Origin of the sequence: Staphylococcus sp. 17KM0847 (genome assembly GCF_013463155.1) — a bacterium.
Classification (GTDB): Bacteria; Bacillota; Bacilli; order Staphylococcales; family Staphylococcaceae; genus Staphylococcus.
In genome coordinates this window covers 1005741-1029521 of sequence record NZ_CP040781.1, presented here as the reverse complement: position 1 = coordinate 1029521, position 23781 = coordinate 1005741, and the positions used below count along the sequence as shown (strand labels likewise).

The 23781-nt window shown below is 34.7% G+C and carries 27 protein-coding genes and 1 riboswitch; of the genes, 4 read left to right on the top strand and 23 right to left on the bottom strand.

What is annotated here, in order from left to right; genetic code table 11:
- Positions 1 to 16: 16 nt before the first annotated feature.
- The 4 genes from accC to FGL66_RS04885 form a co-directional block, all read right to left on the bottom strand.
- Positions 17 to 1372, bottom strand: coding sequence for an acetyl-CoA carboxylase biotin carboxylase subunit (accC, locus tag FGL66_RS04900; RefSeq protein WP_180808712.1), 1356 nt, complete (start codon positions 1370 to 1372; stop codon positions 17 to 19).
- 1 nt (position 1373) lies between these two features.
- Positions 1374 to 1820: an acetyl-CoA carboxylase biotin carboxyl carrier protein gene (accB, locus tag FGL66_RS04895; protein WP_180808711.1), complete on the bottom strand. Its 447-nt coding sequence runs from the start codon at positions 1818 to 1820 to the stop codon at positions 1374 to 1376.
- Positions 1821 to 1985: 165 nt separating this feature from the next.
- Positions 1986 to 2543, bottom strand: a complete 558-nt coding sequence (gene efp, locus FGL66_RS04890; protein WP_180808710.1) for an elongation factor P — start codon at positions 2541 to 2543, stop codon at positions 1986 to 1988.
- Positions 2544 to 2561: 18 nt separating this feature from the next.
- On the bottom strand, positions 2562 to 3632 hold the full coding sequence (locus tag FGL66_RS04885; RefSeq protein ID WP_180808709.1) for a M24 family metallopeptidase: 1071 nt from the start codon (positions 3630 to 3632) through the stop codon (positions 2562 to 2564).
- A 91-nt stretch (positions 3633 to 3723) separates the two neighbouring features.
- On the opposite strand from FGL66_RS04885, the gene FGL66_RS04880 reads away from it, so the two are divergent.
- Both FGL66_RS04880 and FGL66_RS04875 read left to right on the top strand, forming a co-directional pair.
- The gene (locus FGL66_RS04880) at positions 3724 to 4320 is read left to right on the top strand and encodes a hypothetical protein (protein WP_180808708.1); all 597 of its coding nucleotides are present in this window, start codon (positions 3724 to 3726) and stop codon (positions 4318 to 4320) included.
- A gap of 19 nt (positions 4321 to 4339) precedes the next feature.
- Positions 4340 to 4570, top strand: a complete 231-nt coding sequence (locus FGL66_RS04875; protein ID WP_180808707.1) for an SA1362 family protein — start codon at positions 4340 to 4342, stop codon at positions 4568 to 4570.
- A 68-nt stretch (positions 4571 to 4638) separates the two neighbouring features.
- Here FGL66_RS04875 and FGL66_RS04870 read toward each other — a convergent pair whose 3' ends face one another.
- On the bottom strand, positions 4639 to 5469 hold the full coding sequence (locus tag FGL66_RS04870) for a lipoate--protein ligase family protein (protein WP_180808706.1): 831 nt from the start codon (positions 5467 to 5469) through the stop codon (positions 4639 to 4641).
- Between the two features lie 126 nt (positions 5470 to 5595).
- On the opposite strand from FGL66_RS04870, the gene FGL66_RS04865 reads away from it, so the two are divergent.
- Complete coding sequence (locus tag FGL66_RS04865) at positions 5596 to 5982, top strand: rhodanese-like domain-containing protein (protein ID WP_180808705.1); 387 nt, start codon at positions 5596 to 5598, stop codon at positions 5980 to 5982.
- A gap of 196 nt (positions 5983 to 6178) precedes the next feature.
- Here the strand turns inward: FGL66_RS04865 and gcvPB are convergent, their stop codons facing one another.
- The 18 genes from gcvPB to FGL66_RS04775 form a co-directional block, all read right to left on the bottom strand.
- A complete protein-coding gene (gcvPB, locus tag FGL66_RS04860) occupies positions 6179 to 7657 on the bottom strand; it encodes an aminomethyl-transferring glycine dehydrogenase subunit GcvPB (RefSeq protein WP_180808704.1) in 1479 nt (492 codons plus the stop codon).
- Positions 7650 to 8996: an aminomethyl-transferring glycine dehydrogenase subunit GcvPA gene (gcvPA, locus tag FGL66_RS04855; RefSeq protein WP_180808703.1), complete on the bottom strand. Its 1347-nt coding sequence runs from the start codon at positions 8994 to 8996 to the stop codon at positions 7650 to 7652. The genes gcvPB and gcvPA overlap by 8 nt, the downstream gene beginning before the upstream one ends.
- 12 nt (positions 8997 to 9008) lie before the next feature.
- The gene (gcvT, locus tag FGL66_RS04850; protein WP_180808702.1) at positions 9009 to 10100 is read right to left on the bottom strand and encodes a glycine cleavage system aminomethyltransferase GcvT; all 1092 of its coding nucleotides are present in this window, start codon (positions 10098 to 10100) and stop codon (positions 9009 to 9011) included.
- 81 nt (positions 10101 to 10181) lie between these two features.
- Positions 10182 to 10278: riboswitch (glycine riboswitch) on the bottom strand.
- Positions 10265 to 10789 (bottom strand): shikimate kinase, encoded by a 525-nt coding sequence (locus FGL66_RS04845; protein WP_374757653.1) that lies wholly within the window; start codon positions 10787 to 10789, stop codon positions 10265 to 10267. (Overlaps the previous riboswitch by 14 nt.)
- Before the next feature lie 171 nt (positions 10790 to 10960).
- The gene (locus tag FGL66_RS04840) at positions 10961 to 11464 is read right to left on the bottom strand and encodes a competence type IV pilus minor pilin ComGF (RefSeq protein WP_180808701.1); all 504 of its coding nucleotides are present in this window, start codon (positions 11462 to 11464) and stop codon (positions 10961 to 10963) included.
- Between the two features lie 176 nt (positions 11465 to 11640).
- Positions 11641 to 12084, bottom strand: coding sequence for a competence type IV pilus minor pilin ComGD (gene comGD / locus FGL66_RS04835; protein WP_258007317.1), 444 nt, complete (start codon positions 12082 to 12084; stop codon positions 11641 to 11643).
- Positions 12065 to 12385, bottom strand: coding sequence for a competence type IV pilus major pilin ComGC (comGC, locus tag FGL66_RS04830; RefSeq protein WP_180808699.1), 321 nt, complete (start codon positions 12383 to 12385; stop codon positions 12065 to 12067). Before comGC ends, comGD begins: the two co-directional genes overlap by 20 nt.
- An 11-nt stretch (positions 12386 to 12396) precedes the next feature.
- A complete protein-coding gene (gene comGB, locus FGL66_RS04825; RefSeq protein WP_180808698.1) occupies positions 12397 to 13464 on the bottom strand; it encodes a competence type IV pilus assembly protein ComGB in 1068 nt (355 codons plus the stop codon).
- On the bottom strand, positions 13433 to 14407 hold the full coding sequence (gene comGA, locus FGL66_RS04820; RefSeq protein ID WP_180808697.1) for a competence type IV pilus ATPase ComGA: 975 nt from the start codon (positions 14405 to 14407) through the stop codon (positions 13433 to 13435). The genes comGB and comGA overlap by 32 nt, the downstream gene beginning before the upstream one ends.
- A gap of 65 nt (positions 14408 to 14472) precedes the next feature.
- Entirely contained in the window at positions 14473 to 15096 is a 624-nt protein-coding gene (locus tag FGL66_RS04815; protein ID WP_180808696.1) for an MBL fold metallo-hydrolase, read from the bottom strand.
- Between the two features lie 28 nt (positions 15097 to 15124).
- Positions 15125 to 15436, bottom strand: a complete 312-nt coding sequence (locus FGL66_RS04810) for an MTH1187 family thiamine-binding protein (RefSeq protein ID WP_180808695.1) — start codon at positions 15434 to 15436, stop codon at positions 15125 to 15127.
- A 7-nt stretch (positions 15437 to 15443) separates the two neighbouring features.
- Complete coding sequence (locus FGL66_RS04805) at positions 15444 to 16424, bottom strand: ROK family glucokinase (RefSeq protein ID WP_180808694.1); 981 nt, start codon at positions 16422 to 16424, stop codon at positions 15444 to 15446.
- Positions 16421 to 16624 (bottom strand): YqgQ family protein, encoded by a 204-nt coding sequence (locus tag FGL66_RS04800; protein ID WP_180808693.1) that lies wholly within the window; start codon positions 16622 to 16624, stop codon positions 16421 to 16423. The genes FGL66_RS04805 and FGL66_RS04800 overlap by 4 nt, the downstream gene beginning before the upstream one ends.
- Before the next feature lie 2 nt (positions 16625 to 16626).
- Positions 16627 to 18066 carry a rhomboid family intramembrane serine protease gene (locus tag FGL66_RS04795; protein ID WP_180808692.1) on the bottom strand — a complete coding sequence of 480 codons (1440 nt, stop codon included), beginning with the start codon at positions 18064 to 18066 and terminating at the stop codon, positions 16627 to 16629.
- A 20-nt stretch (positions 18067 to 18086) separates the two neighbouring features.
- Positions 18087 to 18626: a 5-formyltetrahydrofolate cyclo-ligase gene (locus FGL66_RS04790; RefSeq protein ID WP_180808691.1), complete on the bottom strand. Its 540-nt coding sequence runs from the start codon at positions 18624 to 18626 to the stop codon at positions 18087 to 18089.
- Positions 18627 to 19020: 394 nt separating this feature from the next.
- A complete protein-coding gene (rpmG, locus tag FGL66_RS04785) occupies positions 19021 to 19170 on the bottom strand; it encodes a 50S ribosomal protein L33 (RefSeq protein WP_180808690.1) in 150 nt (49 codons plus the stop codon).
- Positions 19171 to 19366: 196 nt separating this feature from the next.
- The gene (locus FGL66_RS04780; protein ID WP_180808689.1) at positions 19367 to 21409 is read right to left on the bottom strand and encodes a peptidoglycan D,D-transpeptidase FtsI family protein; all 2043 of its coding nucleotides are present in this window, start codon (positions 21407 to 21409) and stop codon (positions 19367 to 19369) included.
- Between the two features lie 194 nt (positions 21410 to 21603).
- Entirely contained in the window at positions 21604 to 22203 is a 600-nt protein-coding gene (locus FGL66_RS04775; protein ID WP_180808688.1) for a superoxide dismutase, read from the bottom strand.
- 360 nt (positions 22204 to 22563) lie between these two features.
- Here FGL66_RS04775 and ispG point away from each other — a divergent pair, with 360 nt between their 5' ends.
- Complete coding sequence (ispG, locus tag FGL66_RS04770) at positions 22564 to 23658, top strand: flavodoxin-dependent (E)-4-hydroxy-3-methylbut-2-enyl-diphosphate synthase (protein WP_180810478.1); 1095 nt, start codon at positions 22564 to 22566, stop codon at positions 23656 to 23658.
- Positions 23659 to 23781 lie beyond the last annotated feature (123 nt).

The following is a 23781-nucleotide window of genomic DNA, read 5'->3' as shown; positions in this document are numbered from 1 at the left end:
TTATGCATTCCTCCAATTATTGGTCATCATTCATAACATCATATTGTTCTAAAAATTTAGTATTGAAATACCCTTTTTGGAATATCGGGTGATTGAGTAGCCGAATGTGAAAAGGGATAGTTGTATCAATACCCATAATAACAAATTCATTTAATGCACGTAAACTTGTCATCATCGTTTCTTCACGTGTAGGTGTATGAATAATCAGTTTTGCAACCATTGAATCATAATACGGTGGTATCGTATAGTTCATGTAACATGCTGAATCAATTCTCACACCAAAGCCACCAGGTGTTAAATATTGACGAATTACACCGGGAGAAGGCATAAAATTTTGATATGGATTTTCAGCATTGATTCTAAATTCCATCGCATGTCCTGAAATTGAGATATCATCTTGTGTATAAGGCAGATGTTCTCCCATTGCGACTTTTAGTTGAAGTTTTACTAAGTCAACACCTGTCACCATTTCTGTAACGGGATGTTCTACTTGGATACGCGTGTTCATTTCCATGAAGTAAAATTGATTGTCATCTAAGTCATAGATAAACTCAATTGTCCCAGCATTGTAGTATCCTACTGCTTTTGCAGCTCTTACTGCTGCATCACCCATTTCTTTTCTTTTGTCCGGAGAAAGGATAGGTGACGGTGATTCCTCTATCAGTTTTTGCATACGACGCTGAATTGTACAGTCCCGCTCACCTAAATGGATAACATTGCCATGCTCATCTCCAATGATTTGAATTTCTATATGTCGAAAATTTTCAATAAACTTTTCCAAATAGAGACCACCATTTCCAAATGCAGTCTCAGCTTCTTGTTGCGTCATTTTATAGCCATTGATTAATTCTTTTTCATCGCGTGCAATGCGGATACCCTTTCCACCACCACCCGCAGTAGCTTTAATAATAACGGGATATCCGATAGTATTGGCGGCTTGAATGGCGTGTTCAATATCAGTGACTAACCCATCACTGCCGGGGACAACTGGGACATTTGCACGCTTCATCTCTTCTTTAGCGACATCTTTAATTCCCATTTTTTGAATAGATTCATAACTAGGTCCTATAAACTTTAACTGTACAGCTTCGCATAACTCTGCAAAATCTCCATTTTCGGCTAAAAAGCCATAGCCTGGATGAATACCATCACAGCCTGTTGATGTTGCGATGGATAAAATATTTGGAATGTTCAAGTATGAGTCTTTAGATTGTTTAGGTCCTACACAGTAAGCTTCGTCGGCCAGTTGAGTATGTAATGCATCTTTATCGCCTTCAGAATAAATAGCAACTGTTTGGATTCCTAATTCGCGGCACGCACGTATAATACGGACGGCAATCTCACCACGGTTTGCAATTAATATTTTTTTCATTTTATTTCACCTTGAACAAGGCTTGGCCATACTCAACCATTTGCCCATCTTCAACAAGTACTTCAACAATTTCACCAGTGATTTCCGCTTGTATTTCATTAAATAATTTCATAGCTTCTAAAATACATACAGTGGTTTCTGCTGTCACTTTATCGCCCACTTTGACATAAGGACTTTCTTCTGGTGATGGCGCTTTATAAAATGTTCCAACCATTGGCGCATTAATTGTTTTCGCATCGTCTTCCGGTGTTTCAACTGCTATATCAGATTGAGGTGTTGTTGAATTTGCAGTAACAACAGGTGTACCAGATGCAGCTGTTACCTGTTGTGTAATGATTTCTTTTTCTTTTTTCAAACAAACTTTGGACCCTTTATTTTCAATATTTATTTCAGTTAAGCTAGAGTTATCAAGAATATCGATTAGTTCTTTAATCTCTTTAAAGTTCATATTGTTTACTCCCTCATGATTAAATAATTTCTATCTTTTCATTTTACTTGAGGGAAGAGGTCAATTCAAGCAAAGTCATAATTGACGGGTGTTAACCAACATTTAAAAAACTGGAGAACTCAAATCCGCATTTGACTTCTCCAGCTTTTCATTACTATTAAGCAATTATGCACGAGAGACGTAACTACCGTCTGATGTGTTAATAACCAATACATCACCTTGGTTAACAAATAATGGTACGTTTAAAGAATAGCCTGTTTCAACTGTTGCTGATTTCGTTGCACCAGTTGCAGTATCTCCTTTAATGCCAGGTTCTGTTTCTGTTACTTCTAACTCAACAGTTTTTGGCAATTCGACACCGATTGTCTCACCTTCATACGTCTGGATTTGAACATCCATATTTGCTTTTAAGAATTTAAGTTCATGTTCTAAATAAGCAGTTGTTAATTCTGTTTGTTCAAATGTTTCATTATCCATAAATACATGGTTATCACCGTCTGCATATAAGTATTGCATACGACGGTTTTCAATCATTGCGGGTTCAACTTTTTCTCCAGCTCGAAATGTTTTTTCTTGAATAGCTCCTGTGCGTAGATTACGTAACTTAGATCTCACAAAAGCTGAACCTTTCCCTGGCTTAACATGTTGGAATTCTAAAACTTTCCAAATACCGTTATCCACAGAAATTGTTAAACCTGTTTTAAAATCATTTACCGAAATCATTCAGTTTCCTCCTCAGAATCACTCTTCTTTTAAAATAATAAGGTCTTTTGTCGAATTAGTAAAGCGTTGACCGCCATTTTCTTGGATTAAAATATCATCTTCTATACGAACGCCCCCAAGTCCTTTTACATAAATGCCGGGTTCAATAGTTACACATTGATTGACCTTCAAGAGATGATCGGCGCTTGGAGAAAGTGCAGGTGCTTCATGTACTTCCAATCCGATACCATGACCTAAAGAATGTCCAAAGTTTTCACCATAGCCTGCTTCTGCAATGATATCGCGTGATACTTGATCAATCTCTTTACCTGTTATACCTGCTTTAATTTTTGATACAGCTGCTTCTTGAGCTTTTAATACCGTTTCATAAATCTTAATCATTTCATCTGAAGGTTGTCCCACTGCAAATGTTCGTGTGATGTCAGAAGCATAGCCATTATAATATGCGCCAAAATCTAAAGTAACCATATCTCCGGATTCGATCACCTTATCTGAAGCAACACCATGAGGTAGGGCACCTCGATAACCAGATGCAACAATAGTATCAAAAGAGGTATCTTCTGCACCTAAATGTAACATTTTGCTTTCCAACAACGCTTTTAATTCTTTTTCAGTCATTCCAACTTTAGCAACTGTTAAAATATACGCATATGCTTTGTCTACAATATCTGCTGCTTTTTGAATTTGTTCAATTTCAAAATGATCTTTAATTGTACGAATATGTTCGATAGCATCGCCTACTGATACAAGTGTATATGCCTCTTTATTTAACGTTTCAAATGTATCATATGGAACAAGATGTCCTTCAAAACCTATGTATTTCAGTTTGCGCTGTTTTATTTCTTCGATAAGCGTTGTATATAAATTTTGTTTTTGTTGCACAATAGTATAAAGGTCTGCTTGTGTAGTAGCCTGTTCAATATAGCGAAAATCTGTGATTAAAATGTGTTCGGACTGGGTGATCAAAAGTGCGCCACTTGTACCAGAAAACCCTGATAAGTAACGACGATTAAAATCCGTAAGAATAATCAGTCCATCTAAGTTTTTATCTCTCAAAAGTTGTTTAGCATGATCTATACGATTTTTCATTTTTATCCCCCTTAAATGATTTGTACTTACTTATATGATACCTTAAAATAGTATGTTGTATAAGTAAAAAACATCAGCTTAGGAGTTTAATATGAAAAAAGTACACTATTTAAGTCTAAGTATGATTTTATTGTTAGCTGGCTGTGGTAGCCAAAATCTATTACCTTTGGAAGAACAAAGTACCGAGCTAAGAGAAGAAAATCATGAACTCAAATTGACGAACCAAGCACTAAAAAATGAAAATACTCAAAAACAGAAACAGTTATCGGCACTTAAAAAAGATACTCAAAATACTAAAAAAGCAAAAGCCAATCATAAAATCGCTGAATACTATGAAATCGCTTCTCGCTATTATAGTGATGTTACAAGTATTATTAATGCCTATGATCGACTCGATTCAGATATTCTAAAAAACAAGCAAAATCGCAAACAACTTGATAAACTAGACGCAGTAATAGAAGATCATGAATTAGCTGTTGATCGTTACCTTGATGATGTTGACACATTAAGCGTTACGAAAAAAGAAACTGAAATCAAAAAACAACATAAAGAACTGCAAAGTATTCAAAAGAAAATTCAGCAAGCTTTAAAGAAAATTAGACAAGGTTATGCTAAAAAAGAAATGAAATTAATTAATGAAGGTCGACAAGCACTTACTTCCCTTCAGATTACTAAGGAAAACGAATAACATATAGGAGTGATAATTTATGAGTACGTTTCAAAAAATACTTTTTGGACTAGTTGCATTAATTGCGTTAATCGGACTTATTATGAATATCGATGCCTTTTTATTTAGTATTATGAATACAATTATAACAATGGCTGTGATTATCGGAGTGATTTATGCTATTTATTTCTTTTTCTTCCTTACAAAAGATCAACGTCAATATAAGTTAGCGGTGTGGAAAAACAAATGGAAATATCATCGTCGTAGATAAAAAATTTAAAAGCAAGGTCTTACATACATTCATAAAGTAGATGTATACAAGACCTTGCTTTTTCTTTATTATTTACGGTATAAAAAAGCATCTGAACGGTATTTTTCTTCCAATGCTTTTACTTCACTTTGTTGTTCTTGTGTAAGCTCTAATGGCTTAAAGTCAATATCAAGCCCTTTTTGGAACCCTTCTTTAAAAGCAACTTCCATTTGTTCCAAAGTAATATATTTATCAGATAAATCATTAATAGCGATGGCTTTTTCAACAAAAGCTGACTTCATCTTTTCTTTTAAACGTTCATTTTTAAAGATGAACATATCAAAAAGGTCATCAATATCTACATCTTGTAAAATTGAGCCGTGTTGTAGAATAACCCCTTTTTGACGCGTTTGAGCACTGCCAGCAATTTTCTTGCCTTCTACTACCAATTCATACCAACTTGGTGCATCAAAACAAACAGAACTTCTAGGTTGTTTGAGTTTTTCACGCTCTTCCTTAGAACGTGGAATAGCAAAATACGCATCAAAACCGAGTGCTTTAAATCCTTCTAATAAGCCACCTGAAATAACACGATAAGCCTCTGTAACGGTCTTAGGCATTGCAGGGTGTGATTCAGGCACAATAACACTATAAGTTAACTCTTTATCGTGTAACACACCACGCCCACCTGTTTGACGACGTACAAGACCATACCCTTTTTCCTTTACTTTTTCAATGTCGATTTCTTTAGATAAACGTTGAAAGTAGCCAATTGATAGTGTTGGGGGGGACCATGTATAAAAACGAACTACTGGCTCTATCTCCCCTCGCGAAACAAAGTTCAGTAAAGCTTCATCAAGTGCCATATTATAGAATGGATCATGGCTTCCAGTATTTATAAAATGCCAAGTTTCTGTCACAAAAAGTCCTCCTATAAGTGTATTTCAATAAGTTGTATTCACACATACAATAACAACATAAAAATTTTGATAAATTATCCTATCAGTCTTATAATAATAATATCGGTATTTGAGGGAGGATGCAAGATGAGTAACACAGCTATGATTATATTAATTGTTTTAGCTGCATTGATTGTTTGGATGATTGTACAATACATTCTTAATAAAAAAGCAGTTAAAGAGTTAAATCAAGATGAATTTCAACAAGGTTTACGTAAAGCACAAGTCATTGATTTACGTGAGAAGGCAGATTATGATTATGGTCATATTATTGGGGCACGCAATATTCCTATGACAATGTTTCGCCAACGTTATCAAGGTTTACGCAAAGACCAACCGATTTATCTTGTAGATGCAAATGGCATTGCAAGTTATAGAGCAGCTAGAACACTCAAAAGAAAAGGCTATCAAAACATTTATATGTTAAAAGGTGGCTATAAAAAATGGACAGGCAAAGTAAAGTCTAAAAAATAAAAAACTAGAATTTCAGCTGTTATCATGCTGAAATTCTAGTTTTTTTATTAAAATCGAAAGATCAGACAAAACGTCGATAACCTTGTACCGACAAAGATCTCTGGAAGTAAAACATCAACTAAAAGGTATATTCGTGCCAGAGATCTACTGTCGTTTACGCATTTATTTAGAACAATTTGAAGATGTATCTAGTATTTTATGAGTGCTTTTCAGCTTTTAACCCTTCAAACTTTAAAACAGGTTTACGTGCTGCCATTGTTTCATCTAAACGGTCAATAATAGTTGTATGCGGTGCTTCCAATACATAATCTGGATTTTCTTCAGCTTCTTTTGCAATTTGAATTAAAGCATCACAGAAGTAATCTAATGTTTCTTTAGATTCTGTCTCTGTTGGCTCAATCATCATGCCTTCATCCACAATTAATGGGAAGTAAACTGTTGGTGGATGAACTCCAAAGTCTAACAAGCGTTTTGCCATATCTAATGTACGAACACCCAGTTTTTTCTGTTTTGTTCCACTGAGAACAAACTCATGTTTACAATATTGATCAAATGGAATGACAAATGTATCTTTTAAACGTGCTTTCATATAGTTAGCATTTAACACAGCCGCTTCCGATACTTCTTTAAGTCCCTTATAACCCATTGTACGGATATAAGTATAGGCACGTAAATAAATTCCAAAGTTACCATAAAATGGTTTTACACGTCCAATTGAGTGTGTAATGTTATTATCATATTCAAAGCGATCACCATTTTTAACTACAAGTGGCTTAGGTAAAAATTGGCGAAGTTCTTTTTTTACACCAATTGGACCTGAACCCGGACCGCCACCACCATGTGGACCAGTAAATGTTTTATGGAGGTTGAGATGAACTGCATCAAAGCCCATATCTCCCGGACGCACCTTATCCATGATGGCATTTAAGTTTGCACCATCATAATAAAGTAAACCGCCTGCTTCATGTACAATATCTCGAATTTCCATAATATTCGTTTCAAAAATACCTAGTGTATTGGGATTAGTTAACATAATCGCTGCTGTTTTATCACTTACTAGCTCTTTTAAGTGATCAATATCTACTTCGCCTTTTTCATTAGACTTTACAGTTACTGCTTTAAAACCAGCAAAGACGGCAGAAGCTGGATTTGTACCGTGTGCTGAGTCAGGAACTATCACTTCATCACGCTGTGTATCACCATTTTTTGCATGATATGCTTTAAAAATCATTAAAGCTGTCCATTCACCATGCGCACCGGCTGCAGGTTGTAAAGAAATTTCATCCATACCTGTAATCTCTTTTAACTCTTCTTGTAAGCTATAAATAATTTCCAAAGAACCTTGAACTTGGTCTACTTCTTGTAATGGATGAGATTCTGTAAAACCAGCAATACGTGCCACTTTCTCATTGATTTTTGGATTGTACTTCATTGTACATGAGCCAAGTGGATAAAATCCTGAGTCTACACCAAAGTTTTTGTTTGAAAGTTCTGTGTAATGTCTTATAAGGTCTAATTCAGATACTTCAGGGAACTCTGCTTTATTTTTACGAATAAATTTATCATCTAATAATTGATGTGCAACACCATTATTGATTTCTTTTTGTGGCAATGAATATGCAAATCGACCTGCTTTTGAACGTTCGAAAATTAATGGACTTGATTGACTAGCCATTAAGTTCACCTGCTTTCTTCACAAAATGATCAATCTCTGCTTTTGTGCGCAATTCAGTTACTGCTACAAGCATATGATTGCTAAACTTTTCATCAATGACACTTAAATCAAAACCACCGATAATATTGTGCGTTAATAATTGTTTGTTAATATCAGCGATAGAATGACTAAACTTCACAACGAATTCATTATATGAAATACCTTCTAATACTTCGAAACCAGCTGATTCAAATTGTGACTTAGCATAATTCGCGTTTTCCATATTTTGTTCTGCAATATCTTGAAGACCTTGTTTGCCTAATGCAGACATTGCAATTGATGAAGCAAGTGCGTTGAGTGCTTGGTTAGAACAAATATTTGAAGTTGCTGTTTCACGACGAATATGTTGTTCACGCGCTTGTAAAGTTAATACAAAACCACGGTTTCCATCATCATCCTGTGTTTGACCTACAAGGCGTCCTGGTACTTTACGCATTAATTTTTTAGTTGTTGCGAAATAACCACAATGTGGTCCACCAAATTGTGATGGGATACCAAAGACTTGTGTATCACCAACAACGATATCTGCACCAAACTCACCCGGAGGCGTCAAAAGACCGAGAGATAATGGATTTGCATAGACGATAAATAAAGCTTTTGTACCTTCGACAAATGATTGAATTTTTTCTAAGTCTTCGATAGAGCCAAAGAAGTTAGGATATTGCACTGCAACAGCTGCTGTATCTTCATCTACTGCTGCCTCTAACTTTTCTAAGTCAGTAATTGTACCGTCCAAATCGACCTCTACTACTTCATATTGGTCTCTAATTTTTGAATATGTGTGTAAAACTTGAAGCGCTTGATAGTGTAATCCTTTTGATACAACAATTTTATGTTTTTTTGTTTTACTCCAAGCTAACAGGCAGGCTTCCGCAAAACTTGTCATACCATCATACATTGAAGAGTTTGCAACATCCATACCCGTTAGCTCACAAATCATTGTTTGAAATTCAAAAATAGCTTGTAATTCGCCTTGAGAAATTTCAGGTTGATATGGTGTATAGGCCGTATAAAACTCTGAACGTGATATCATTGCATCTACAACAGATGGTGCATAATGATCATAAACACCAGCACCTAAAAAGCTTGTATGTGTTTCTTTAGTAATGTTTTTATGAGCCACTTGGTTTAAACGCTTTAATAATTGTGTTTCAGGCTCTGAATCTGCAATATTTAAATCTCGGTCTAGTAAAACATTTTCAGGAACGTCACCAAACAGCTCTTGAATTGATTTAACACCGATTGTTTCTAACATTTCTTTTTCATCTTTTTCAGTTAATGGAATATAACGATGACTCAATGTTTCCACCCCTTATTTTTCGATTTGATTTTTCTTGACGATTTGTGCTTTCACTTGGCGTTTACGCACTTGAATGAGAATTTCTTTACCCATTTCAAAAGCATCACGTTGAATCATACCTAAACCAATCGCATAACCTGTTGATGGTGATTGTGTACCAGATGTAACAACGCCGATTTCTTGACCTTCTGCATCTAAAATAGGATATCCTGTACGAGGAATCCCCTTATCAATCATACGAATACCGATTGTGCGTCTTGGAGCACCATTTTCTTTATGGTCTTTAAGAACAGTTTTTCCAATGAAATCTGCTTCGATTAAAGGTTTGGCTGCAAAAGCAACGCCACCTTCATAAGGTGTGATATCTTCTGATAAATCTTGACCATGTAATGGTAAACCTGCTTCCAAACGCAATGTATCACGTGCGCCCAAACCGCATGGTGTAACATCATATTGTAAAAATGCTTGCCAAATATCTACAACATCATCATGTTTGCAATAAATTTCAAACCCATCTTCACCTGTATAGCCAGATTGCGATAAGATAACATTTTTGTCGAAGAGCTGAACATTTTGTTTGAATTCAAACATGCCCATGCTACTCACATCAACGTCTGTGTTTTCTTGGACAATACGTCTTGCTTCGGGACCTTGAATGGCAAGTTGTCCATATTGTGATGAAACATTCGTTACTTCTACATCAAATGTTTCAGCTTGCTTTTTAATCCATTCATAATCTTTTTCTGTGTTAGCTGCATTTACAACAAGCAATAATTTTTCACTGCTCAATTTGTATACAACAAGGTCATCAATAACACCGCCTTTTTCATTACAAAGACATGTGTATTGCGCTTTTGTATCTGTTAACAATTCCACATCGTTTGAAAGTACGTATTGAGCCAAAGCTAACGCTTGTGTACCTTCAACGAGGATTTCTCCCATATGACTGACGTCGAATAAACCTACTTTTGTACGAACTGCATTATGTTCATCTTTAATGCTCGAAAATTGAACTGGCATCGCCCAGCCACCAAATTCTACGATTTTTGCACCTGCATCAACATATTGTTGATAGAGTGGTGTTTGTTTTAATTCTTCCGTCATAACATACCCTCCTATAAATAATGAAAAAACAGAGAAGCATTTAAAGTTAAATACTCCCCTGTTGAGATACCTTCAGGAATGCGTCACAATATTATCCTTTTGCCTGAGAGATTCATAAACGAAATGTTACTTGCTCCTTCGGCGATGGTCTTATACCATTCTCTCTAATATTGGTCATTCGCGCATAATACTTTTTCAATTTCATTAAGAATCTGTTCAAAGCTGTTATCTGTTGCAATCTTGCTGAATGCGATTTCATTATATCGTGAAATACGTTTATAATACAAGCTTTTTACGGCTGCTTCATCTTTGTTAGCGGCATTTGGTCTATTATTGTCATTTTTTATACGTGAATACAAATGAGGGAATGGCGCATCTAGCCAAATAATATGTGCATTCACAGTTTTTAAATAATTGAATGTTTGGTCATTTGTAAGAATTCCACCACCGGTTGCAATAATATCATAAGTGTCGATGACATTATTTAAATAGTAATACTCATATTTTCTAAATGCTTGTTCACCTTCATCTTGAAAAATTTCAGGAATTGAACGCTTTTCTGATTCACTAATAAACAGATCCAAATCAACAAAACGCAAATTGTATTTCTGTGCCAAAGTCTGTCCGATCGTTGTTTTCCCGGCACCCATAAACCCTATAAAAATGATTGGTTTGTGAATAGTCGTCACATTTTCCCTTCTTTCTCTGTCATTTGTAAAGTATGTTTTAATTCGTTGTCATAATAATCAGATAGTCCATCTAATGTATTTAATTTTATAGCATAGAGTGTCATAAAAAAAGAAAGAAATAACATGTATGCACTGAAAATAATAAAAAGAAGAGGTAATGTAAAACCATGATTAGACGATAAAAGATTTTTCAAGCCATACCCTCCCTTGCCAATAAGTCATATTGATTTGAATGAGTCTTTTACTCATTTGTGTAAATTGTAGTTTTTTAACACCGTTTAATATTGTAATATTTCCTTGACCGTCGACTTTTTTTATGATTTTCAAGTGAGACAAACGATACGTATAAACATGATGATGGTGTATTACTTCCAAAGTATTTTGTTTAATCATTAAACTTTTAAAATGTGGATGGTGTATTTGATCTCCTATTTCTTTTACCATTAATTCATGTGTATAACTTTCATCATTGGCAAAAGTATTTTTAAAGTTTGCAAGAGATAAAAGAAGCAGAGGAATGAGTGTCACAATGATCAGTTGAACAAATAATGAAAAAAGAGATTCAATCATTGTGAAGCCGTTTGACTGGGAGACAATATGTCTTGTTGTAAGTACTTTGTTTAATACACAATGATTGTTGCGTCGGATAAATGGTAAATGTATCGATTTCGACACGCCTTTCTGGTTGTCCTCTATCTTTTAAATAATAATATAATGTTCTTTTTAAGATGATTTCTTGCTGTTTATCGATGTACGTAGTATTTAATTGTCTAATGATTGGCAGGATAGAAAAGCATAAAAAAGAAACAATAAAGAATGCGTATAGAGCGTCTATAAAAGTGTGACCATGGTTATTCATACTTTATGATACGGTACCTCCCTTGCTCAATGTGAAAAACTAAAGAAAATGTACTGTTCTGATATTGAAAATCTAATCTTCCAAAATGTGTGACATGTCCTTTATCATTAAATGCCAAACGCTGGAGGTTACTACTTTTCTGTAATTTCAAAGGGTCCAATGGAATCAAATCATATTTTGTGCCATCTTGTTGTACGATACGTATATCATTTTGATAAGGACGAAAAAGCAGAAGGACAGTTTGTTTATTTTTGATTGCTAATGATTGATAATAATCAATTTTACTTGTAAGTTGTTTAATCTGGTAGTCTGTTGTATTCCATAAATTGAGCTGTTTAGGTACACATAGTGTGAGAAAAATAGATAAGGCAATAATGGATAAAACGATAAGCATTTCAATTATTGTAAAACCATTTTTATGATGCAACAGCTTCACCATCTCTGATAGAAATGGTTTGTCCCGTTTTACAATTTTTTTGACTTTCTTTAATATAGCCTTCTCTAACAAGGTCCTCTATTGTATTCGGTGGTTGACTAAACTTTAAAGTATATGCTTCTATCTGACTATCTACAAGTTTCAATTGTGCTTTACATCCCGTCTTTTGAATATGATCTGTTTGTTTCGAAATATTTGGGATAATGAGTACAAGTAGTACACTAATGATAAGCAGAACGAGTAACATTTCAATGAGCGTAAAAGCCTTATTTTGTCGTAGTTTCAAAATATATCTTTTCATAAAAACGCCTCCTATTGCTGGATAGATTGCATCATTTCAAATATGGGCAACATCATAACGAGATACACAGCCATAACTAGTGCCCCTATAAATGCAAACATAATGGGTTGAATTAAACTAATATGCTTTTTGATAAAGGATTGTATATGATCCATAATGAATTTATTGTAAATTGATAACTCAATATCAAGTTTATCTCGATGCTCTCCCTGCTCAATATAATCAATAAAGTTAGCCTCAAAGCAATTAAGATGAGATAAGATATTTGAAAAAGTATCTCCTTTTTGAATATCTGTTTTTAGTTTTTCACCAATATACTTTAAAAAATGACTCTCTTCTTGTTCAAGATAAATTTGTACAATATCATTCATGGTAATCCCATTCTTGAAAAATAAGACAAATTGTTGTGACATTTGATATGTCATAAATAATCTAAAATAACGATTGAATAGTGGTAAATGTGTGAGGATATTAATTTGTTGTTGCATAGAACGCTGTTGCAACCAATGTCGAAATAAGACATACGTGACTAATCCGAATATAAAAATGATGAGAAAAATACTTGTAAAGTGAGAAATAAAAGCGCTTAGCGTTAATTGTAAGAGAGATTGTTCGATTGCCATTGCATCATACATATAATCGAACTCAGGCATTACTGTTGCATTGAGTATTGTGATTAAAATGAAAAAGATAATCATTAGAATAATAGGGTATTGAAGCGCTTTAATAAATTGACTTTTAAGTGTCTTATGCTTTTTATAATAAATAAGACATTGTGTTAATGTGTCGGTCAAAACACCATATTTTTCAGCAAAGTATAATTGCATTAAAATAACTTGAGGATATTTTAGAAACTTGAAGATTTCGTAACAGGAAGCACCACTATTTAACAGGGTATTAAACTTTTCTGTGTAGTCACTATGATCTACGTGAAGTTGTTGGTAGACAAATTGAATCGCCTCCACAAATGTAAAGCCGTGTTGCAGCAATTGGTTGACTCGATCCATAATGAGAAGGTGATGTGATTTGATATAACCAATGGTGCGTCTATTTTTTATATTTGCGAAGTGTCGTTGCATGAATTACACCTTCTTGTTCTAACTTTTTGAGTTTATCATCTAAACTTGTAAAATTTTCAGGTAGTTGAAATTGATTGCATAAAAAATGTTCAATTTGTGGTTGTGTCATCGTTTCATATACTAATTGACGTTGACGATGTGTATTCGTGATAAGTCTTTGATTGATAATCAGATTTAATGATTGAATTAAGTCTTGCTTCGATATGCCCATCTCAATCAAGCGAAGTAATACCCCTGCGCAGTCATTGGCATGTATTGTAGATAACACGAGATGCCCGCTTAAACTCGCTTGTAATACTTCTTTAGCAATAGTACGATCGCGGATTTCTCCAATTAAAATTACATCTGGATCACAACGTAATATTGCTTTGAGTGATGCATTGTAAGTGATATCTGCTTTTTCATTGACTGATATTTGCGTCACGCCATTTAATATTCTTTCCACAGGATCTTCAATGGTAATGACGTTTAAATTAAGTTTTTGTTTCGCATAAAGTACCATTTGATACATAAGTGTGCTTTTACCTGAGCCTGTTGGACCACTAAAGAGTATAAGTCCCTGTTTTTTCTCCATAATATACCCCATATCATGTGCATGATCTGAAGTCTCCGATTGAAAATATTGTGGTGTAATGCGAATAACACAACTCTCAGTGCCAAGATTTAAAGGTAATGTCGAAACGCGTAAATAGTATAAATTTTCATAATGATAAATGTAACGCCCACTTTGTGCTTTGTGACGAGATGAGATATCCAGTCCTGCTTGAAATTTAAGTAATGTTAATAAGCGTTGGTAGGTTTCTAGGTTTAATGTGTCATATAAAGATAATTCGTCTTTAATGCGTAATTTGACTTCTACTTGTGACTGAGACGGAATAAAATGAATGTCAGATGCTTGTTTCTGTAACGCAAACTGTACGACAGTATCTAACAGTAATTGCATAAAAAATCACCTCTTACATATATACACGTAAGAAGTGATTGGATTACTTATTCAAATACAAAAAATTATCCATTTAAATAAGGATTTAAATACTCTGCTGCTACGGTTGTCGATGCACCATGTCCCGGATAAAGTGGTAAATCCTCATCCAGTTCAAAAATCTTATCTTGAATGGAATCAATTAAAGTTTCGTAATCACCTTTATAAAGGTCTGTACGACCAATACCATTGTTGAACAAAGTGTCCCCAACAATAGCAAAAGATTCAAAGACATAAGTTAAACTTCCTGGTGAATGTCCAGGTGTGTGTAAGACATCTATTGAAAAATGACCGATTTCATAATGTCCTTCATCTAATATCTCAGGTGTTGCCGTACTGGTTATTATGGGTAAACCATAGGATTGAAATTTTGCTGAACCATTTTTATTTGGGTTTGTTAAGAAGTCTATTTCGTTCTTGTGCATATACACAGGAACTTGGTATTGGGATAAAATAGCGTCTAATGCTGCAATATGGTCGAAGTGAGCATGTGTTAATAAAATAGCAATTAGAGGCTTATCAATAGAAGCTATTTTTTTCAATATCTTATCTGGTTCTCCAGCCGGATCAATAAGAATAAGTTCAGTGCTATTTTCAACAAAGTAAGTATTCGTTTCTACAAATCCTAAAGTTAAAGAAGAAAGTTGCATCATTTTATCTCCTATCTTTATCCTAAGTTTACTGTAAGTGTTTTTGTACTGATACAAGTTTATCGTTCATTTTACGAGAAATATCGCGGCGATCATCAATGCGAATATTTGTACAAACTCGATCTAATCCTTTATTAAACGGCAATTCATGAATCGCTTGAATCACTTCAAATAAATCTTTCAAGTCTCCTTCAATAAGCGTGTTCATTGGTGTAAGTTGATAGTCAATTTTACCTTCTTTTTTAAATGTTTCAAGTTTGGTTTGAATCTCTGCAATATATTTGCTGACGCTTGGTCCTTCTGTACCTACTGGGATAACAACAACATCTGCAATAGCCATAACGTATCTACTCCTTGTTTAAAATATATGTTTTGATTAATCCTGCAGCACCAACAATACCCGCTTCATTACCTAATGCTGCACGAACGATATGTGTATCTTTTTGTGCGGGTTTAAATGTGAGCTGATGATATGCTTCTTTAACATTTTCAATTAAAATATCACCTGCTTCTGACACACCTCCACCTAAAATAATATACTTTGGGTTGGTTGTAACACTCAAAATACTTGCAAGATAAGCAATATACCGTGCTGCTTTTTCTACAATAAAGAGACAAAATGAATCACCCACTTTAGCTGCATCAAATATTTCTTTAGCAGTGAGTGTACCTTTTTCAATATATGGAAGCACCATTGATTGAAGTGCTAATTTAGGATAATAAAATAGCGCCAGATTAACAATACCTGTTGCCGATGCGACGGTCTCAATGCAACCAGACTTACCACAATTACAACTAAAGCGCTGATCGTGATCCACACGTATATGTCCGAGTTCTGCACCTGAACCATTGTGACCATGTATGATTTGATGATTGGCAATTATACCTCCACCGACACCCGTACCTAAAGTAATAGCGACAATATTTGCTTCATTTTGGCCTGCACCTAAAAACTTTTCACCAAGTGCAGCAATATTGGCATCATTATCAACAACTACTGGACATTCCACAAATGATTGCATGAGTCTTACAACATTCACATCATCTGACCAATTTAAATTAATCGCACCGTGTACAATACCCGCCTCAAATGATACAGGTCCCGGAACACCGATACCCATACCTACTGCATCCTCTATATTATAATTTAACACTTCACACTGTTCTCGAAAAGCCTCATGAATTTTTTTTAGTAAGACAACTCCGGTTGGATCTGATGTATCTGTTTTGATAGACCACTTTGCCAAACGTGTTAATGTCTCATCAAAAATACCTAACTTACAAGTTGTGCCTCCAATATCTACTGCCAATATTATTTTTCCCCTCATGCTCGATCCATCCTTCTTTGGTTGATGATATGCCTAGACTGCAAAAAAATCTCTTGAGAAATCAATTGATGCTTATATAAATCTTTGAGTTCTTGCTCCATCATTTCTAACATATCGCTTTTATCATCAAAATAAATAATAAAACCAAATTTTTTTAAAAGTTGTTGTACATCATAAAAAGTTGTTAATTTTGTCTGCATGTTTACTCATCCAGTTCTTGTTTTAAAGTTTTTATATTATCGTTATTTGGAGCATAGTGTGCAGCTTTTTTAATATATTGACGTGCGCTTTTTTGATCACCTAATGAACGGTTAGCAACTGCCATAATATAGTTCAACTGTATAGACTCTGGGTGTAACTTCAAGCCACGCTCCCACTCAGCTATTGCTTCAGCTTTTGAATCTTGTGCGGCAATAATCATACCAGAAAGATAATAAGTACTATCATCTGCATAGTTGTTATCAATGGTTTGACTCACCATATGTTTGGCTTCGTTATAGTTATTATTTTTCATTTGATCTTGAATGATTTGATTGTAGATATTTTCACTCGGTGTTATAAAAATTTTAATAATTAAACCCATAATAAGTACCACTGTCAATGCTAAAATGATATAAAATCTCTTTTTAAACATTTGAAAGTAATAGCCAAGGTAGACTGTAACGAGTCCCCCTAATAATCCCCCTAAGTGTGCAACAATATTAACATTTCGCACAAGCAAGGTGATCACAGCCATAAATACAGCTGCAATAATAAGTTGCATAGCTGTTTTTCGAGTGTAACGTTGACTGATCATTACTAACGCGATAAGCCCACCAAGTAAACCAAAGATTGCACCACTTGCTCCGACAGAAAAACTTGCTGTAATCAGTGCTAAAGAAAATATATTGCCAATTAGACCAGATAACAGATAAATACCTAATGTTTTAAGTGAATGTATATGCGATTCCAAAAGTTTACCAAATATATAGAGCGACATCATATTCAAAATTAAATGTTCTATATCTAAATGTAGGAACATAGATGAAAAGAGACGATACCACTCACCATGTACAACATTAAAATGTGCCAAAGCGCCCAAGTTAATAATCTCTATATCTGAACGATGTGGTAAGAAGAAAGTAATAATCAACCATACCAAAAGATTTATTCCAATAAGACTATACGTGACAGGTGTGAATTGGTACATCGCCTGCTCAATAATATTGCCATTTAACACACGGCGCTGATAAAAAGTAGAAGGGTGATGATCTTGACGCAATAATTGCCATTTTGCAATAGGATGTGCCATTTTTTTAGAAAATTGCCCCAGCTGATCGATAGCATGAAATTTTATTTTAATGGGCTCCTGCTGATTGAATACAACAGGATTAAATGCTTTATCGGTCAAAACATAAACATCGTAGCACTGAATAGACATTGATAGATAAGCGTTGACAGATTCTTGATGTTCTAATATACGTTGTTTTTCAAATTCTAATTCTTGTGTTGTAAAGTTACCTTGCTTAAAAATAACCATATGCTGCTTTTGCTTATGGGCTAACCATACCTCTCCTCGTTCTTTATCATAATGGACACAATGATAATGGTAATAGCGTATCCATATATAACTTACTTTCCATAAATATTTTTCGTCAGTCATGTCAATCCTCCACGATATGATTATGTTTTTGCAATAATTAGTTCTGCTACTGGATAGTCATGAGAGGCGATAGGTAAATCTTCTCTTATTTGAATATCGTAAACTAAACTAAGTGTTGCGGGCTGATAATGGCTTAGGAAACGATCAAAATATCCGCCCCCGTAACCAATTCGGTACCCTTCTCTATTAAATGCAACGCCCGGTACAATAACAAGATCTAACTGATTATCAATCGGTGTCTCCTCATCGACATAGCGAATACCTTTTTCATCTATTGAAACTTGTGATAAATGTACAAGCTGTTGAAAGTTCATTGTCTTTTTGTAATATGTCGTTGCGGGTACATACACTTGCTTACCGTGTTGCATAATATGTAAAATGATTGGATCTGTATGGACTTCGTGCGGCATCGACAATACGATACCTATCTTTTGTGCTTGTTGATATTTTGGGTGATTAAAAAGCTGTTGACGCAACCATTGGTCAGCTTGCTGTTTTTGATGACCTTCCAGCTGTTTCATACTTTTTAATACATGCTGTCTTATCTCTTTTTTTGTCATACTACAATCCCCCATTCTTTTCTCTATTATAACGTGGAGTTGTGCCAGTGTCATGAGTATCGCTGTTGATTATATTTAAAAAACCCATCATCGCGTAGAATAACATACACAATGATGGGTTAGTGACTCAACTCTGTTGATACGGATTATTTTTTCTCAGTCGTATCTTTTACTGTCCCTTTGATTTTACCTTCAGCTGTTTCAATGACGCGTCCAGAAATAGAACCTTTTTTCTCTGCCATCATTCAACACCTCCTTTCGAAAATGACGATTGTTGCTTCTGTCTAGTTGTCATCTCATTCTAATTATAAAACGAATTAAATATATTTTGTAGTGGAAAATTTTATAAAAAGTGGCTAGAACACACATATCGTTGTCCTAGCCCAAGATTAAATTATTTTGTTTCACGGTGTAATGTTTGTTTATTATCACGTGCACAGAATTTTTTCATTTCGATACGTTCTGGGTTATTTCGCTTATTTTTTGTAGAGATATAGTTACGATCTCCACATTCTGTACATGCAAGCGTTACGTTTACGCGCATATTACCCCTCCTAATCTTTCTTCAAAATACGACTTTATTATCATACCATTTTCTATTTAAATTGCAAAGTATTATTTATTATAAGATGAATCGTTCCAAAAAATAAGGCAAACTTTATCACTAAAGGTGTTTTGATTTGTAAACTTTATGATATTAACACTTAAAAATCAACGGATAAGATGAATGTATCTATGCCTTAATTAGAAGAGAAATAATAATTAATAATATCTCGACCTAAGTCTCCGCCATTTAACCATGGTTCTGGTACGGGTTGATTTGTATACACGATCGAAAAAGCAAGTTGTGGATCATCAGCAGGTGCATAACCTACATATGTAGAATTAACACGTGGCTCACCATCTTGGAAAACTTCTGCTGTTCCTGTTTTGCCTGCAGAGCGTACTTTAGTCTTACTAAAACTTTGATAGCCTGTTCCATCACTTTCATTAAAAGCCATATCAAATCCTTTTTGTATTTGCTGTAACGCTTCTGGCTTATTATTTACACGGTTTAAAACTTTACCTGTAATTTTATGTTTGATCGGACCAAGCTCATCGTTACGTGTAGCTTTACGAATTTCTTTACCGATATGTGGTTGAATTCTATAGCCATCATTAGCAATTGTTGAGACATATTGTGCTAATTGAAGCGGTGTATATGTATCATACTGACCAATCGCTAAATCCAAATAGTTACCCGGATTATCTTTCAATGGTTCGATTTGACCTGTAACTTCATTCGGTAAATCAATCCCTGTTTTCACACCAAGCCCAACTTGATTTAATCCTTTGCGTAATTTTTGACCTGCTATTGTAACATCTTGGGGTAATGCCATACCCGGTGTATAATCAATCCCAGCAATTTTTAAAGCCGTTTTAAACATATATACGTTAGACGAATGCATCAGCGCTTGTGTATCCGTAATTTGACGGCTACCGTTTTTGTTAAAATACGATCGTTTTGTTAGCCCTCCTTGAAACGTTAATGGCTCATCCACCATAACATCACCGGGGTGAATCACATTGTTTTGATAGCCTGCTAATAATGTACCCCCCTTGATAGAAGACCCCACAGCGTATTGTGTCGTGAACGTACCAATATCAAAGTCTGTTAGGCTACCGTCTTTATCAATTTGTTTTCCTGCCATTGCTAAAATATCACCATTGTTCGGGTCTTGAACAACAAGCAATGCTGAATCCATGTCTGTTGCACCTTCAGAGCGTAACTTGCTAATATTTCGTTCTAAGTATTCTTCGGCTTTTTGTTGAAGCTTCATGTCAATTGTTAAGACCAGGTCATCTCCACGTGAACCTTCATTCACAACTTCTGAATCGATAATGGCACCTGACTTATCTGTTGTATAGCGCATTTCTTTTTTCTTGCCACGTAAAATACTCTCATATTGAAACTCTAAATATCCTTTACCCACACGGTCATTTCGTGAATATCCTTTAGAAAGATAATAGTCTGTTAGTTCTTTAGGAAGTCCCTCTTCAGGTGTTGAAACGCGTCCTAAAATCCCTCTTAATGAGTCACCATAAGGATATTTGCGATCCCAATCCATTGTGGTATTTACACCCGGCAATTTAGAAAGTTGTTGAGACACAGCAGCATACTCTTTATCCGTCACACCTTTATTTTTAATTGTACGTGGACTCAGTGTGCTCCCCTGCATCATTTCGCGATAAATTGCCAATACTTGTAAGTCTTTTTTACTGAGTTGGTCAAGATCCTTACTTGATACTTTATTTCTAAGCTGCTCATCATAATCTTCTTGTGAAATATCACCGTTTTTATAAAGTTCTAGCTCTTTCTTCATACGCTTTTGTGCTTCATCTGAATGTTGCGTAATCCAAAAATCTTTTTTATCTCGTTCAGTGATTTTTTCAGTATCCATTTTAATGATTTTTGCGAGCTTATGTGCGGTATCTAATATTTCTTGTTGATTTGTTTTCTTACCTCTTGTATAAGTAATCGCTTTTTTGGAGGCATTATCAACAATTACATTGCCATTTCGATCTAATATACGGCCTCTAGGGACAGATTCATTGACTGTGACATTTTCACTCTCACGAATCATTTGATTATAATGTGAACCTTGCGCAATTTGAAGGTATCCCAGCCTTAAAACAATGGCTACAAAAGCAAAAATAACAAGTGCAAAGATAAAATTAATACGCTTATTCATTTGATTGCGTATTTTTTCATCATTTGTTTTCTCTTTTAAACGTTTTAACAACACAACCTACCTCTATTCGCACAGTTTTCTTCTTAAAATGATATATGATTATCAGCCATTTGGCTAATATTTTATGAGAAAAAGTAACAATATTTTTAACTTAAAAATAAAGAATAGCTCAAAGATTCGTGTTTTGTCTATGTATAAAAAAGAAAGTGAGGTATGTCCTCACTTTCTAAAATAAATAACTTATATTATTTTGCAGCTTGGTATAACTCGTCTACTTTTTCCCAATTTACAACATTCCAGAATGCATTGATATAATCCGGACGTTTGTTTTGATATTTAAGGTAATAAGCATGTTCCCAAACATCAAGTCCTAAAAGTGGTGTTTGACCATCTGTTAATGGGTTATCTTGGTTTGGTGTTGTAACAATCGCCAATTTGTCATTATCAACAACGAGCCATGCCCATCCAGAACCAAAGCGTGCAGCTGCTTTATCTGCAAATTCTTGTTTAAAGCTATCTAAGCTGCCCCACTGTTCTTTGATTTTATCAACGACTTCACCTTTTTCTTCTGAATGAGGTGTAAGTAATTGCCAGAACAATGAATGGTTTAAATGACCGCCACCGTTGTTTCGAACAGCAGTTCTTTTATCTTCCGGCACATCATTTAAGTTTTTCACAAGGTCTTCAATTGATTTTGTCTCAAATTCTGTACCTTCAACAGCAGCATTTAATTTTGTAACGTATGTGTTATGATGCTTTGTATGGTGGATTTCCATAGTTTCTTTGTCGAAGTGTGGTTCTAATGCATCATAAGCATAAGGTAGTTTAGGTAATTCAAAAGCCATAATTAATCATCCTCCTAATTATTGATTCCGATTATATTCTAACAATTCTTTCTTTGATGATACAATAAATCTGCTTACTCGGTTATCCTTGCATTACAATAATTTCAGGAATAACGATATACTTTTCTTTATCCATAATAGTATGGATTTAAACATTTTACTTATTAAGATTTCCAATCATTAAAAACCTTTACTTTTATATTACTTCAATATTTGACGATTTTTTGAATGAAACAGTTCATTGTTTTGAATATACACGTCTGCTGATGATATAATATGTAATAACGTTGAAAAAGATTGCCGAACAAAGTGCATTTTCAATATAAATTTCGTTATAAAGGAGTTTCTAACATGTCTGAAATTACACATCGTAAAAACACACGACCTGTCAAAGTTGGTGATCTAACAATTGGTGGTGCAAATGAAGTTGTGATTCAAAGTATGACAACAACCAAAACACATGATGTTGAAGCAACTGTTGCAGAGATTAAACGACTAGAAGAAGCAGGCTGTCAAATCGTTCGTGTTGCATGCCCAAATGAAGAAGATGCACATGCAATTAAAGAAATTAAAGCACGAATCAATATCCCTCTCGTAGTCGATATCCACTTTAACTATAAATTAGCATTGATTGCTATTGAGAACGGTGCGGATAAAATTCGTATTAATCCCGGAAATATCGGAAGACGCGAAAAAGTAGAAGCTGTTGTAGAAGCATGTAAAAAGAAAGGGATTCCGATCCGTATCGGTGTAAATGCAGGTTCATTAGAAAAACACATTTTAAAAAAATATGGTTATCCAACAGCAGATGGTATGGTGGAAAGTGCATTACACCATATTAAAATTTTGGAAGATCTTGACTTCCACGATATCATCGTATCTATGAAAGCTAGTGATGTAAATTTAGCAATTGAGGCTTACACAAAAGCTGCACAAGCGTTTGATTATCCATTGCATCTCGGTATTACAGAAAGTGGCACGCTGTTCAATGGTACAGTTAAATCTTCAGCTGGTTTAGGTGCAATTCTTGCATTAGGTATTGGAAACACATGTCGTATATCACTATCAGCAGATCCAGTAGAAGAAGTTAAAGTTGCCAAATCGTTATTGAAAGCATTTGGCCTTGCGAGTAACGCCGCAACATTAATTGCTTGCCCTACTTGTGGTCGTATCGAAATAGATTTGATTTCTATTGCAAATGAAGTAGAAGATTATATTGAAAAACTGCAAGTCCCACTGAAAGTTGCTGTTTTAGGCTGTGCAGTCAATGGACCCGGTGAAGCACGCGAAGCAGATATCGGTATAGCGGGTGCAAGAGGTGAAGGACTTCTGTTTATGAAAGGAAAGACAGTCCGAAAAGTTCCGGAAGAAACAATGGTAGACGAGCTTAAAATGGAAATTGATAAACTTGCAGCAGAATGGGAAACTAATCAAAAAAGTAGCGCTGTACAATAAAGAATAACAAAAAGAGATATCAGTACAATCAAATCTGATACACACTCCAAAGTTTAGACGTAGAATCTAACCTTTAGGAGTGCTTTTTTATGAAAAAATTTTATAAAAGGAATTAAAGCAAAA

What these genes read in the sequence shown, in the direction of transcription:
- accC (WP_180808712.1), bottom strand. Translation starts at nt 1,372, where the DNA reads ATGAAAAAAATATTAATTGCAAACCGTGGTGAGATTGCCGTCCGTATT.
- accB (WP_180808711.1), bottom strand. Translation starts at nt 1,820, where the DNA reads ATGAACTTTAAAGAGATTAAAGAACTAATCGATATTCTTGATAACTCT.
- efp (WP_180808710.1), bottom strand. Translation starts at nt 2,543, where the DNA reads ATGATTTCGGTAAATGATTTTAAAACAGGTTTAACAATTTCTGTGGAT.
- FGL66_RS04885 (WP_180808709.1), bottom strand. Translation starts at nt 3,632, where the DNA reads ATGAAAAATCGTATAGATCATGCTAAACAACTTTTGAGAGATAAAAAC.
- FGL66_RS04880 (WP_180808708.1), top strand. Translation starts at nt 3,724, where the DNA reads ATGAAAAAAGTACACTATTTAAGTCTAAGTATGATTTTATTGTTAGCT.
- FGL66_RS04875 (WP_180808707.1), top strand. Translation starts at nt 4,340, where the DNA reads ATGAGTACGTTTCAAAAAATACTTTTTGGACTAGTTGCATTAATTGCG.
- FGL66_RS04865 (WP_180808705.1), top strand. Translation starts at nt 5,596, where the DNA reads ATGAGTAACACAGCTATGATTATATTAATTGTTTTAGCTGCATTGATT.
- gcvPB (WP_180808704.1), bottom strand. Translation starts at nt 7,657, where the DNA reads ATGGCTAGTCAATCAAGTCCATTAATTTTCGAACGTTCAAAAGCAGGT.
- gcvT (WP_180808702.1), bottom strand. Translation starts at nt 10,100, where the DNA reads ATGACGGAAGAATTAAAACAAACACCACTCTATCAACAATATGTTGAT.
- comGC (WP_180808699.1), bottom strand. Translation starts at nt 12,385, where the DNA reads ATGAAAAGATATATTTTGAAACTACGACAAAATAAGGCTTTTACGCTC.
- comGB (WP_180808698.1), bottom strand. Translation starts at nt 13,464, where the DNA reads ATGCAACGACACTTCGCAAATATAAAAAATAGACGCACCATTGGTTAT.
- comGA (WP_180808697.1), bottom strand. Translation starts at nt 14,407, where the DNA reads ATGCAATTACTGTTAGATACTGTCGTACAGTTTGCGTTACAGAAACAA.
- FGL66_RS04815 (WP_180808696.1), bottom strand. Translation starts at nt 15,096, where the DNA reads ATGCAACTTTCTTCTTTAACTTTAGGATTTGTAGAAACGAATACTTAC.
- FGL66_RS04810 (WP_180808695.1), bottom strand. Translation starts at nt 15,436, where the DNA reads ATGGCTATTGCAGATGTTGTTGTTATCCCAGTAGGTACAGAAGGACCA.
- FGL66_RS04805 (WP_180808694.1), bottom strand. Translation starts at nt 16,424, where the DNA reads ATGAGGGGAAAAATAATATTGGCAGTAGATATTGGAGGCACAACTTGT.
- FGL66_RS04800 (WP_180808693.1), bottom strand. Translation starts at nt 16,624, where the DNA reads ATGCAGACAAAATTAACAACTTTTTATGATGTACAACAACTTTTAAAA.
- FGL66_RS04795 (WP_180808692.1), bottom strand. Translation starts at nt 18,066, where the DNA reads ATGACTGACGAAAAATATTTATGGAAAGTAAGTTATATATGGATACGC.
- FGL66_RS04790 (WP_180808691.1), bottom strand. Translation starts at nt 18,626, where the DNA reads ATGACAAAAAAAGAGATAAGACAGCATGTATTAAAAAGTATGAAACAG.
- rpmG (WP_180808690.1), bottom strand. Translation starts at nt 19,170, where the DNA reads ATGCGCGTAAACGTAACGCTTGCATGTACAGAATGTGGAGATCGTAAC.
- FGL66_RS04775 (WP_180808688.1), bottom strand. Translation starts at nt 22,203, where the DNA reads ATGGCTTTTGAATTACCTAAACTACCTTATGCTTATGATGCATTAGAA.